The 12,348-nt window shown below is 65.1% G+C and carries 12 protein-coding genes; 8 read left to right on the top strand and 4 right to left on the bottom strand.

What is annotated here, in order from left to right; translation table 11 throughout:
• Positions 1-91 precede the first annotated feature (91 nt).
• Complete coding sequence (locus UNPF46_RS26585) at positions 92-1,294, bottom strand: MFS transporter (RefSeq protein ID WP_142251976.1); 1,203 nt, start codon at positions 1,292-1,294, stop codon at positions 92-94.
• Between the two features lie 135 nt (positions 1,295-1,429).
• Positions 1,430-1,912 (bottom strand): cupin domain-containing protein, encoded by a 483-nt coding sequence (locus tag UNPF46_RS26590; protein ID WP_142251977.1) that lies wholly within the window; start codon positions 1,910-1,912, stop codon positions 1,430-1,432.
• 13 nt (positions 1,913-1,925) lie between these two features.
• Between UNPF46_RS26590 and UNPF46_RS37685 the strand changes: the two genes are divergently transcribed.
• The 3 genes from UNPF46_RS37685 to UNPF46_RS26600 all read left to right on the top strand — a co-directional run bounded on the left by UNPF46_RS37685 (position 1,926) and on the right by UNPF46_RS26600 (position 3,236).
• The gene (locus UNPF46_RS37685; protein WP_181770123.1) at positions 1,926-2,102 is read left to right on the top strand and encodes a hypothetical protein; all 177 of its coding nucleotides are present in this window, start codon (positions 1,926-1,928) and stop codon (positions 2,100-2,102) included.
• Between the two features lie 49 nt (positions 2,103-2,151).
• On the top strand, positions 2,152-2,436 hold the full coding sequence (locus tag UNPF46_RS26595; RefSeq protein ID WP_142251978.1) for a hypothetical protein: 285 nt from the start codon (positions 2,152-2,154) through the stop codon (positions 2,434-2,436).
• A gap of 83 nt (positions 2,437-2,519) precedes the next feature.
• Entirely contained in the window at positions 2,520-3,236 is a 717-nt protein-coding gene (locus UNPF46_RS26600; protein WP_142251979.1) for a peroxiredoxin-like family protein, read from the top strand.
• 206 nt (positions 3,237-3,442) lie between these two features.
• On the opposite strand, the gene UNPF46_RS26605 is transcribed toward UNPF46_RS26600, so the two are convergent.
• Positions 3,443-4,324, bottom strand: coding sequence for a LysR family transcriptional regulator (locus UNPF46_RS26605; protein WP_100179787.1), 882 nt, complete (start codon positions 4,322-4,324; stop codon positions 3,443-3,445).
• A gap of 177 nt (positions 4,325-4,501) precedes the next feature.
• Between UNPF46_RS26605 and UNPF46_RS26610 the strand changes: the two genes are divergently transcribed.
• The 3 genes from UNPF46_RS26610 (at position 4,502) to UNPF46_RS26620 (ending at position 7,541) form a co-directional block, all read left to right on the top strand.
• A complete protein-coding gene (locus UNPF46_RS26610) occupies positions 4,502-5,326 on the top strand; it encodes a 3-hydroxybutyrate dehydrogenase (protein ID WP_142251980.1) in 825 nt (274 codons plus the stop codon).
• A 49-nt stretch (positions 5,327-5,375) separates the two neighbouring features.
• Positions 5,376-6,524 carry a DUF3734 domain-containing protein gene (locus UNPF46_RS26615; RefSeq protein ID WP_142251981.1) on the top strand — a complete coding sequence of 383 codons (1,149 nt, stop codon included), beginning with the start codon at positions 5,376-5,378 and terminating at the stop codon, positions 6,522-6,524.
• A 72-nt stretch (positions 6,525-6,596) separates the two neighbouring features.
• Positions 6,597-7,541: an oxygenase MpaB family protein gene (locus tag UNPF46_RS26620; protein ID WP_181770124.1), complete on the top strand. Its 945-nt coding sequence runs from the start codon at positions 6,597-6,599 to the stop codon at positions 7,539-7,541.
• 323 nt (positions 7,542-7,864) lie between these two features.
• Here the strand turns inward: UNPF46_RS26620 and glgA are convergent, their stop codons facing one another.
• Positions 7,865-9,280, bottom strand: coding sequence for a glycogen synthase GlgA (gene glgA / locus UNPF46_RS26625; RefSeq protein WP_100179789.1), 1,416 nt, complete (start codon positions 9,278-9,280; stop codon positions 7,865-7,867).
• A 192-nt stretch (positions 9,281-9,472) separates the two neighbouring features.
• Between glgA and UNPF46_RS26630 the strand changes: the two genes are divergently transcribed.
• The gene (locus tag UNPF46_RS26630) at positions 9,473-10,669 is read left to right on the top strand and encodes a CaiB/BaiF CoA transferase family protein (protein ID WP_142251982.1); all 1,197 of its coding nucleotides are present in this window, start codon (positions 9,473-9,475) and stop codon (positions 10,667-10,669) included.
• A gap of 131 nt (positions 10,670-10,800) precedes the next feature.
• Positions 10,801-12,345: an ABC transporter substrate-binding protein gene (locus UNPF46_RS26635; RefSeq protein WP_142251983.1), complete on the top strand. Its 1,545-nt coding sequence runs from the start codon at positions 10,801-10,803 to the stop codon at positions 12,343-12,345.
• Positions 12,346-12,348: the final 3 nt, after the last annotated feature.

The following is a 12,348-nucleotide window of genomic DNA, read 5'->3' on the forward strand; positions in this document are numbered from 1 at the left end:
CGAGCGAAGTGGACACCGGTTCGCGTGAAGAAAACGCGTCAAAACAAGAATCTAGAGCTTCGGTTCTGATTCAATCAGAACCGAAGATGCTCTAGCGCTTCAGGGCGAAGGTGAGCAGGGCCGCCGCCCCAAGGGCCACGCCGACGCCGAACACGCAGGCGTGCCACCCGAAGGCGTCGAACAGGCGCCCGAGCACCGCCGTGCCGACCAGCCCGCCGCAGAAATAGCACGCAAGATAGGTCCCGCTGGCGATGCCGCGGTTGTCGGCAGCCGCCTGTCCGACGTAGCCTGTCGCGGCGGCCTGCGCGAAAAATGTGCCGACGCCGACCAGAACCATACCGGTGAGGACTTCGCTCAGATGTGGCATCAGCATCAAGGGCAGACCCAGGCCGGCGACGGCGAGCGCGCCCCAGATCGTCGGACGCGTTCCGAGCCGCGCGGCCACCTTGCCAGCCAGAAGCGTCGTGACGACCGACGGCAGGAAGACGAAATAGACGAGTCCGAGATCCATCATGCCCAATGCCAGCGGCGGCCGCACAAGCACGAAATTGACGAAAGTGAAGGTGCCGATGAAGGCGAACAGAATGCAGAAGCCGATGCCGAAGGCCGCGCACAGCCTCGGATTGCGCCAATGCGCGATCATGGCCTTGAGCGGTGAAGCGGCCGGCATCATCGTATGCATCGGCTGCACGCGTCGAATCGTGAAATAGACCAGCACTGCGCCGACGAGGTTGAGGGCCGCGAACAGATAGAAATTCCAGGCAAGACCTAGTCCGTCGGCGACGGCGGCCGAGATCAGCCGTCCCACGAGATTGCTCGCGACATTACCGGTGATGTAGGCGGCAAAGGCGCCGCCGGCGTCCATCGCGCTGCATTGCTCGCCGAGATAGGCGAGGGTGAGCGCGAAGGCGGACGCCATGCACAGGCCCTGCGCGATCCGCAAGACGGTGAAGACGGCAAGATTCGGTGCCGAGGCCAGCAGGCTGGTGGGGATCGCCAGCAGTGCCAGGCTGAGCAGGATGCCGGTCCGCCGGTTGATGTGCGGGCTGAAAAAGCCGACGACGAGGCTGGCTGCGGCCATGCCGAAGGTGCTGGCGTTGACGGCAAAGCCCATCGCGGCGGGCGTGACGTCGTAATGGCGCGCGAGCGTGGGCAGGATCGCCTGCGTCGCGAAGAGATCGACGACGGTCAGGAATGCGGTGAGGCCGATCACGAGCGAGCGCAGTGCCAGACCCGGCGAGTGCGCGTCCAGCGCCATCGCGGCCGGTTTGATCGACGCGGAAAGATCGGTCATGGCGTGATTTCTCTCGACTTGTCATTCCGGGCTGGTGCGAACGGGACGCGCAAAGCGCGGGCCGGCGCACCAGACCCGGAATCTCGAGATTCCGGGTTCGCTGCGCGCCCCGGAATGACGGAGCATCAAAAGCCGTTACATGTGGTGATCGTTGGGATCCTTGCGGACGTCGCCGACGTAGAGAATGACGGTCTCCTTGCCGAGATTCTTCCACCAATGCGAGGTGCCGTTGACCTCGGGACGGATGTCGCCGGCCTTGTGCACGATCGGATCGACGCAGTTGGAGGCGTATTCGACGATCTCGCCCTGCTGCACGAAGATCAACGCGGGACGGTCGTCGTGGCTGTGCCAGGGCACGATGCCGCCGGGCTCGATGGTCAGCTTGCGGAAGCGCAGCTCGCGCCCCTCGATATGGGCCGGCTGCCTGCCGAGGTCGATCGCACCGAGCGTGACATCGGTAACGCCGACGGGCTTGTAGTCGACCATCTGCTGGGCGTTGGGCTTGATCTTGCCGGCCGGACATTCGCCGGCAACGACGGGCTGCGCCGAGAGCGCGAGGGCGCTGGCGATGGCAAGGCCGGGCCAGATCAGACGGAACGAGGGATGGCTCTGGGACATGGGGAGGTCTCCTGTGTTGGCCGCAACCCCGCTGGTCGTCGGCTATGACGGGAGCTTCATCGAGATCGCATCCATCCTGAAATGCCGGCTTGCTCTCGATGCGATAGCGGTGCGCTATCTCGATGCGCGGTGGCTATCGATCCGATTGGGCAACGGCATTTCCGCTTTCGCGGCATTCGGCGTCCGATGACAGGGCGCCCGATTGGCGGGCGTCGACGTCAATCCCGAGGAGCACCCCCATGCCGAAATTGTCCAAGACTCTGATCGCCACCGCCGCCTTTGCGGTCATCGCCACTTCCGCGTTCTCGGAGGCCGCCTGGGACTTCAAGGCCGGCATGGCCTATATCTATGGTGGTCCCGGCAAGATGTCGGCGATGGCGATGGCCCCGGCCGAGAAGAACCACGAGGCCATGATGAAGAACGCCAAGAAGGTGCCCGACAACACCGTCTTCTTCATGAGCAACGGATCGCTGTACTCCACCTCGGGACGGCTCGATCCGACCGGAAATTTCTACGTGAACTGAACGGGGCCTGGCATCGCGGCCGCCCCTTGCGGGCGGCCGAACCGGGAATCTAATATTCGCCTTGGAGAATGCCGGAGCAGAAGATGACATCTCTCTCGCCTGCCGATGCCGAACAGCTCAGGCTTGCCTTCCAGCGCTGCCGCGACATGGACGGCACGCTGAACGAGCAGCTCCGTGCCTATGCCGATGCCAGCCGTGCGGTGTTTCCGGCCTATGGCGAGGCCGTCGATCGCCTGGTGGCGAGATTGGGCGGTAACGGCGGCGGCGAGACCGCACCGCGCCCGGGCGATGCGATGCCGCCATTCATGCTGCCGGACGAGGGCGGGCGTCTCGTCACGCTGCCGTCGCTCCTGGAGCGCGGTCCGCTCGCCGTGATGTTCTTCCGCGGCCATTGGTGTCCCTATTGCCGGCTCAACGTCCGCGCCGTGGTCCAGGCGCTCGACCGCATCAAGGCGATCGGGGCGCAGGTCGTCGCGGTGATGCCGGAGACACAGGAATACACTGGACGCCTCAAGGCCGAGTCCGGCGCACCGTTTCCAATCCTGACCGACCTCGACAACGGCTATGCGCTGTCGCTCAATCTCGCGATCTGGCTCGGCACCGAGATCCAGCGCCTGCTGTCCTACCAGGATATGACAAAATTCCACGGCAATGACGGCTGGATGCTGCCGATCCCGGCGGTGTTCGTGGTCGGCCGCGACGGCATCGTGAAAGCGCGCTTCGTCGACCCCGATTTCCGCAAGCGCATGGAGATCGACGATCTGCTCGCGGCACTGGAGAGCGCGAGCCGGGAGAACTAGCCGCGCACACTCTTTACCCTCTCCCCTTGTGGGAGAGGGTGGCTCGGCGCGAAGCGCGAGACGGGTGAGGGGTTTCTCTCCGCATGTGCCGTCGCTCGCGGAGACATACCCCTCACCCAAGCGAGTCTGCGTCTACCGGCGTCGCTGCCCTCTCCCACAAGGGGAGAGGGCACAGCAACACGCGTCTCACCTGGTGCAACGCTCCACTACCCCGCGATCTTGCGCCAGTCGGCGCCGCGCAGCATGCGCATCACGGCATTGGCGACTGCCGTTCGCTGCCGGCCGGCCACGCCGTAAAGGCTGACGGTGCGGCGGGCATCCAGCCCGGCGACGGTGGCGCGCGTCAGCGTGTCCGGCAAAGGCGAGGTGTGCGGCACCATGGCAACGCCGATGTCGGCTTCGACCAGCTCGATCAGGTCGCGCTCGCTCGAGATCTCGTGGCCATGCTCGATGCCGTGCTCGCGCAGGCTCGCGGAGATGCGGCGCGCGTGCTCGCAGAAGGTCCGGCTCAGCAATTGCTCGGAGCGCAGATCCTCCAGCTCGATGCTGCTGCGGCCGGCCAGCCGGTGTCCGTCGCCAACGACGAGCTCGAAGCTCTCCGTGAACAGCGGCCAGACGTCGAGCCGGTCCCAGGCCTCGTCGATCTCGGCGGCGATGCCGAGCTCGGCCTCGCCCTTCTTGAGGAAATCGCCGACCTCGCGGGCCGTCCCGCGCAGGAAGCGCAGCTCGAGCCGGTTGAACTGCCGCCTGATCTCGTTGAGATGGGGAATCAGCAATGCCAGATCGATCGAATGCGTCAGCGCGATACGCAGCGCGCCGACCTCGCCGCTCTTGAACGAGGAGGCGAGCGAGCGCGCGCCGGCTGCGGCGTCATAGCACTGCTTCAGCAGCGGATGCATGCGCTGGCCGAGCTCGGTCAGTTGCGCCGCCGGTCGCTCGCGGCGAAACAGGTCGCCACCAAGCTCGGCCTCCAGCTGCTTGATCGCGCGCGTCAGCGAAGGCTGCGTGACGTTGCACTCCTCCGCCGCGCGCGTGAAATTGAGCAGCTGCGCGACTGCGAGGAAATAGCGGACCTGATGCATTTCCATGAATCGGCTCCCAGCAAGACGGCGCGACCTTATCCGATCGGGCCGTCGAATGACATCCCAGCCGCAATAGCGCGCGCCTATGGATTCGGAAGCCAGCCGGTATTTCCGTTCGGGCGACCGATCTTCCAGGGTCTTGCGAAGGCTGGGAGCCCAGTCATCGCCAATGGAGATCGTGTCATGAACATACCGCTGAAGCCGCAGACGTCTCAGCCGGCACGCGCGCTGGCCGGCAAGGTGGCGCTGGTCACGGGATCGACCAGCGGTATCGGTCTCGGCATCGCACGTGCGCTGGCGGCGGCCGGCGCCGACGTCGTGCTGAACGGCCTCGGCGTCGCCGCCGAGATCGGCAAGGTACGCGAGCAGATCGTCGCCGAGTTCGGCGTCAAGGCGAGCTATTCGCCGGCGGATATGACGAGGCCCAAGTCGATCGCCGAGATGATCGCGGCGACCATCGCCGAGTCCGGCCGGCTCGACATCCTCGTCAACAATGCCGGCATCCAGCATGTCGCGCCGCTCGAGCAGTTTCCGGTCGAGAAATGGGATCAGATCCTCGCCATCAACCTGACCTCGGCCTTCCACACGACGCGGCTCGCGCTGCCGGCGATGCGGCAGAGCGGTTTTGGGCGGATCATCAACATCGCCTCGGCGCACGGCCTGGTCGGCTCGCCGTTCAAGGCAGCCTATGTCGCAGCCAAGCACGGCATCGTCGGTCTGACCAAAGTCACGGCGCTGGAGACTGCGGAGGAGGGCATCACCTGCAACGCGGTCTGTCCCGGCTACGTCTCTACGCCGCTGGTCGAAGCGCAGATCGCCGGGCAGGCCAAGGCGCACGGCATTTCCCGCGACCAGGTCATTCGTGACGTGTTGCTGGCGCAGCAGCCGAACAAGCGCTTTGCGACGGTCGAGGAACTCGGTGCGCTGACGGTGTTCCTGTCGACGGACGCGGCCGCGTCGATCACCGGGATCGCGCTTCCCGTCGATGGCGGCTGGACGGCGCATTGACATGAGCCGGCGCAACAAGTCGAATATTCGACCAATGCAGGAGCCTGACATGAACGGCAGACACGACAACACACCGGGCAAGGGTCACGATCTGCCGGGTCAGGTCGTTCTCGTGCTTCAGGGCGGCGGCGCGCTCGGTTCCTATCAGGCCGGCGTCTACCAGGCCCTGCACGAGGCCGGCATCGAGCCGGATTGGGTCATCGGTACCTCGATCGGCGCCATCAATGCGAGCCTGATCGCCGGCAATCCGCGGGAGCATCGACTTGCGCGCCTGAGGGAATTCTGGATGCGGATGGAGCAGAAGCCGGTTTGGGACTGGCGATCCGCGTTTCCCGGCTTCAACGAGAAGCTGGCCTATTGGTCGACCGTCACGCACGGCATTCCCGGTTTCTTCCGGCCCAATCCGCTGGCACATGCCGGCGATTCCTATCCGCTCGGCGCCGACAACGCGGGCTATTATTCGACCGCGCCGCTGGAGAAGACGCTGAGCGAGCTGGTCGATTTCGATCTCGCCAATCGTTGCGCGCCGCGCCTGACGGTCGGTGCGGCGCACGTCGGCACCAGCCAGATGCGCTATTTCGACAGCCGTGACGGCGAACTGACGGTGAAGCATGTGATGGCTTCGGGCGCGCTGCCGCCGGCCTTCCCGGCGGTGCGCATCGACGGCGAACTCTATTGGGATGGAGGCATCCTGTCGAACACGCCGACCGAGGCGGTGTTCGACGACAATCCGCGACGGGATTCGCTGATCTTCTCCGTGCATTTGTGGAATCCCGTCGGCGCCGAGCCGACGACGATGGCGGAGGTGCTGAACCGCCACAAGGACGTGCAGTATTCCAGCCGCATTTCGAGCCAGATCGCACGCCAGCAGCAGGCCCACCGCCTGCGCCATGTCATCAACCAGCTCGCAGCGCGGCTTCCGGAGGCCGAGCGTAACGATCCCGCGGTGAGGGAGTTGACGAGCTACGGCTGTCCGACCCGCATGCATGTGGTGCGGCTGCTGGCGCCGCAGCTGGAGCTTGAGACCCACACCAAGGATATCGACTTCAGTCCGTCGGGGATCACGCGGCGCTGGCACGCTGGTTACGCTCACACGAAGTCGGTGCTGACGCGCAAGCCGTGGGTCGGCGAGTTTGATCCGCTGGCCGGCGTGGTGCTGCACGAGCATACGGACGAGATGCCCATGGCAGCGGAATAGAGCTGCTCATCATCGAATTGCCACAGGCCTTGCGGATCGTCGGCGATCCGCAAGGCGAAAGGCCCCTGGCAAGTGGTGTCAGCGAACGATCTTGAGGCAGCCCTCGATCAGGTCCGCGCCAACGCGGCGGGACCGATGGCGGGCGTGTTCGGTCCTGACACGCTGACCTGGCGGATCGACCGTGAGGCCGTCATCTTTCTCGGTGCCGGCCGCGCGCTGTTGCTGCAGCTGGCCCATCCCTGGGTGGCGGCTGCCATCGCCGAGCACTCCAAGACCTTCGCCGATCCGATCGGACGTTTCCATCGCACTTTCGACATCGTCTTCGCCATGGTGTTCGGCTCGCTCGACCGTGCCTTGCTGTCGTCGCGGCAGCTGCACCGGCGCCACGGCATGATCGTCGGAGAGATGCCCGAGACGGTCGGCCCCTTTGCTGCGGGTTCGCGCTATTGTGCCAACGACATCGCCTCGCTGCGCTGGGTTCATGCGACGCTGGTCGAGACCGCGTTGATGGCGCACGATTTGGTCTTGCCGCCATTCTCTGTGGAGGAGCGCGAGCGTTACTGGACCGAGAGCCGGCTGTTCGGTGCCTTGTTCGGATTGACGGCGGTCGATTTGCCGGGGGACTGGGCCGGCTTTGCTGCTTACAATGCCGCGATGGTGCAGTCGGATACGTTGACCGTCAGCCCGGCAGCACGCGAGATCGCCATGCAAATCTTCTCGGGCGCGCGTCCGTGGCTGCGGCCGCCGCGATGGTATCGCGCGATCACAGCGCGAATGCTGCCGGAGCGATTGCGATCAGGCTTCGGGTTTAGGCTCGATGAGCGGGACAAGAGCGCGGCCGACAACGCGCTGACATGGATCCGGCGCATCTATCCGAAATTACCGGACCGGCTGCGCTATGTCGGTCCCTACCAGGAAGCGCAGGCGCGGCTGCGGGGCGAGCTGCAGCCCGACTGGATGACCCGCTGCCTCAACAGAGTGTGGACCGGACGATCGCAGATGGATGCGCGTCGCTGAGCGCTCCCGTCGTGTGCCGGACTAGCTGCAACGCACGAGCGTTGCAGCGCGGAGCCGGGACCCAGAAGCCACGAACGCAGTCGAGACATGGGCCCCGGCTCAGCAGCGCACCACGTCGCAAGGGCGACGCGCTGCGCTGCGTCCGGGGCACGAGAGCGGAGTGGGCCGCGCGATTTTCTCCGCGTCGTCATTGCGAGCGCAGCGAAGCAATCCAGAGTCCCTCCGCGGAAAGATTCTGGATTGCTTCGTCGCAAGAGTTCCTCGCAATGACGCGTGCAGAGGGATGCGCTCGCAATGACGGAGTATGAGGAAACGTCTCGGCCTCACACCGAGGCCAGCTTCCGATACAGCGCGTTGTAGCTGCCGGCCGAGATGGTCCAGGAGAACGACCGTCCCATGGCACTGCGGCGCATGGTGTCGAGCTGGTCTTGCGCCATGAAGGCGGAGAAGGCCCGGCGGACGCCGCCGAGGAAGGAGTCGCGCGAGGGCTTCGAGAACAGGAATCCGGTCTCGCCGTCGGTGATGGTCTCGGCAAGGCCGCCGGTCTGGTGCCCGATCGGCAGCGAACCGAAGCGCTGGGCGTACATCTGGCTGAGCCCGCACGGCTCGAAGCGCGAGGGCATCAGCGTGAAATCGCTGCCGGCAAAGATGCGGCGAGCTTGCGCCTCGTTGAAGCCGATCACCACGCCGATGGCGTCGGGGCGGCGGCGATGCGCGTCGATCAAGGCCTGCTCCAGCGCCGGCTCTCCGGACCCGGTGACCACGATCTGCCCGCCGGCATCGACGATCTCGTCGGCCGCCGACAGCACGAGGTCGATGCCCTTCTGGTGCACGAGGCGCGCGACGATGCCGAACATCGGGCCGCGCGACACCGCCAAGCCGAACTGCTTGCGCACGTAATCCGCATTGGCCCTCTTGCCGGCCCAGTCGCCGGCGCCGAACTGCTGGGCAAGCTGGGCACAGGAGCGCGGGTCCCAGCTCTCGTCGATGCCGTTGAGGATGCCGGTGAGCTCGGAGGCGTCCGAGCGCAGGCGGAGCAGGCCCTCCAGGCCGCAGCCGAATTCCTCCGTCGTGATCTCGCGCGCATAGGTCCCGCTGACGGTGGTGAGGTGCGAGGCGTAGACCAGCCCGGCCTTGAGGAAGGAGACCTGATCATAGAATTCGACGCCGTCGATGTGGAAGGAGCTCTCCGGTGCGCCGATGCGCCGCAGCGCCTCCTTCGGGAAGAGGCCCTGATAGGCGAGGTTGTGGATGGTCAGGATCGACGGCAGCTTGGCGCCGCGCCAGGCGAGATAGGCCGGCACCAGCGAAGCCTGCCAGTCATTGGCATGGATCAGGTCTGCTGCCCAATTCTTGTCCAGCTTGCCCATGGCCAGCTCAGCGGCTGCCGAGGCAAAGCGCGCGAATCGGATGTCGTTGTCCGGCCAGTCGCGCCCGGACTCGTCGCCATAGGGATTGCCGGGCCGGTCGTAGAGCTGTGAGCACAACAGCACGTAGACGGGCATTCCGTCCTTGGTCGCGGCTCGGCCGAGCGAGCAGGCGGGCATCTCCGCGAACGCCGGACAGCGGCCAACGATCTGAATATGCGTGAGTTGCTCGATGATGTCGCGATAGCCGGGCAACATGATCCGGATATCGGCAAAGGGGCGAAGAGCGCGGGGCAGAGCAGCGGACACGGCGCCAAGTCCGCCGACGCGGACGAAGTCGTCCATCTCCGTGGTGACGAACAAGACCCTCAAGAACAGCTGCCCTCTTCCGATCCCGTTTGCTGCTATGCAAGAACGGGTCCAGTTGCCCAGGAATTTCTTAAAGCCCGCCCACGCGGCGCGTCTTTTCGGTAAACACTTTCCTACTCAGCCGCCGCCCTCTAGGGTCGCCGCATCAACTAGAGAGAACTTCCGTAGTTCCAAAAACCCGAGGACGCGGCACGCATGCAGCTAGCAGATAAGCATGAGGGGACGACGACAAAGGCCTTCGCAGGCCTGCGGGTCCTGGATTTTTCGACGACCATCGCAGGTCCTCACTGCGCGCGGATGCTAGCTGATATGGGCGCCGAGGTCATCAAGATCGAGACCGACGGCGGGGAGACGATGCGGACCCGGCCACCGCTGCGTAACGGCTGCAGCACCGCGTTCGGCCAGCTCAATGTCGGCAAGAAGAGCATGGTCCTCGACCTCAAGTCCGAGGACGGCAAGGAGGCTGTGCGCCGGCTGGCCGCGACATCAGACGTTCTGGTTGAGAACTTCCGTCCCGGCGTGATGCACCGCCTGCGGCTCGACTATGACAGGCTGCGCGCGGTCAATCCGAGGCTGATCTATTGCTCGATCTCCGGCTACGGCCAGACCGGCCCCTCGGCCGAGCTGCCTGCTTACGCCCCGGTGATCCACGCGGCCTCAGGCTACGACATGGCGCATCTCGCCTACCAGCCGGGCCGCAACCGTCCGGACTATTGCGGCATCTACCACGCCGACGTCGTCAGCGGGACCTACGGTTTCGGCGCGATCGCGTCCGCGCTCTATCAGCGCACCGTGACGGGGATCGGCCAGCACATCGACGTCTCCATGCTGGAAACGATGCTGTCGCTGACTCTGACCGAATTGCAGAGTGCCCAATTCGCGGTGAAGCCGCCGCCGCGCCCGATGTTCGGCCCGACCGAGACGGCCAATGGCTACGTCATGATCACGGTCGCCAGCGAGAAGACCTTCCAGGCATTGATGGGCGTGATCGGGCACCTCGACTGGATCACCGACCCGCGCTTTGCGAACTATGCGGCTCGCCGCGACAACTGGGCCGAGGTGATGGACGGGGTCGAAGCCTGGTCGCGGCGGCTCACGACCGACGCCTGTCTCGCAGCGCTCGGTGCGGCCGGCGTGCCGGCTTCGGCCTATCGCACCGTGTCCGAGGCGCTGGCCGATCCGCAGCTCGCGCACCGGCAGGCGCTCTCCGAGGTGCGGGACGAGGGCGGCTCGTTCCAGGTGCTCAACCTGCCATTCCGGATGTCGGGCGCCGACATCACGCCCGGCAAGACGATGGCCGTGCTCGGCGAGCATACCGATGGGCTGCGCCATGAGATCGGCCTCGCTGACGACGCGCCAATTCCGACAGGCAAAACAGCCGCGACACGCTGAGCAACATTGCGCCGCACCTGCGGCGTTTGATCTGTCGCGCGTGCCCCTTGCCGTCGCGAGCATTTGTCGCCAATCTCGCCTCCAGTCATTCAGCGATCCGAAACATCGGACGAGGGATCCCGGGAGGAACCATGACGAAGTCTGCTGCTGCGGCGCGCAAGCACGCGCCGATTTTCCTTGTTGCGGCATTTGCGCTCCTTCCGCTGGCTGAGCCCGCGCAGGCGCAGAAATCCGGCGGCAGCATCACCGTCGGCCAGGAGCTGGAGATTGCGGGCTTCGATCCGCTCAAGGTCGGCGTCTACGACACCTCCACCTTCACCGCGGCCGCCGCGATCTTCGATACGCTGACGACGCTCGACGACAAGGGCGAGGCCGCGCCCAAGCTCGCGGTGTCCTGGACTCATTCCGACGACTACATGACCTGGACCTTCAAGCTGCGCCAGGGCGTGACATTCCACGACGGCACGCCGTTCAATGCCCAGGCCTTCAAGGAGAATTTCGACCGGCAGAAGGACCCGGCCAACAAGTGCCGCTGCGCCTTCTACATCACCAACGTCAAGGAGGTGCTAGCCCCCGACAACGACACCATCGTCTACAAGCTCACCGATCCCTCGGTGAACCTGCCGGCGACGATTACCATCCAGAGCCAGAACAACGTCATTCATTCGCCGACGGCCTGGAAGACCAAGGGCGACGACTACAACCGCAATCCCGTCGGCACCGGGCCCTACATCCTGAAATCCTGGACCGCCGGCGACCGCATGGTGCTGGAGAAGAATCCCAACTACTGGGACAAGGGCCGCCCCTATCTCGACCGCATCGTCCTGAAGCCGCTGCCTGACGCACAGTCGCGCTTCGCTTCGCTGCAATCGGGCGAAGCCGATATCATCTGGGACGACGAGAACGACGCCGACAATATTTTGAAGGCGCAGAAGGACTCCAAGCTCACCGTTCACACCTACAAGGGCTCGGGCGCGCAGGTTTACGCCTTCAACACCAAGGTCGCGCCGTTCGACGACGTCCGTGTGCGCCAGGCGCTGGTGATGGCGATCGACCGTCCGAAGATGTCGCAGGCGATCAGCAACGGCCTGAGCCGGCCCGCCAGCAATCCCTATGGCGACGGCTCCTGGGTCAAGTGCAAGGACGACGGCGCGCTGCCCTTCGACGTCGAGAAGGCCAAGGCGCTGATCAAGGATTACGGCAAGCCGGTCGAGTTCAAGACGCTGGTGACCGCGACGCCTAGGGGCCGCATGGTCGGCCAGGTGCTCCAGCAGTTCTGGAAGCGCGTCGGCGCCAACATGGAGATCGAGCAGGTCGACCAGGCCACGATTCCCTCGCGCGCCTTCACCCGCCAGTTCCAGATGACGCCATGGCGCATCGTCGATCTCGCCGATCCGGATCCGCAGATGTACGCGAATTTCCGCAGCGGCAGTCCGCTTGCGCTCGCCGGCTTTTCAAATCCCGAGCTCGACAGGCTGCTCGACCATGCACGCGTCACGGCCGATCCCGGCCAGCGGACCGAGGATTACTGCGCCATCAGCCGCCTGATCAACAAGGAGGCGATCTGGTTCTGGACCTTCCAGAACACCTATTACGCGCTGTCGAGCGCCAAGCTGAAGGGCTTCCCGAAGATCTACAACAGCGTGATCGATGTCTCGATGACCTGGCTGGAATGATGG

The sequence above is a fragment of the Bradyrhizobium sp. UNPF46 genome (assembly GCF_006658625.1).
Classification (GTDB): Bacteria; Pseudomonadota; Alphaproteobacteria; order Rhizobiales; family Xanthobacteraceae; genus Bradyrhizobium; species Bradyrhizobium nitroreducens.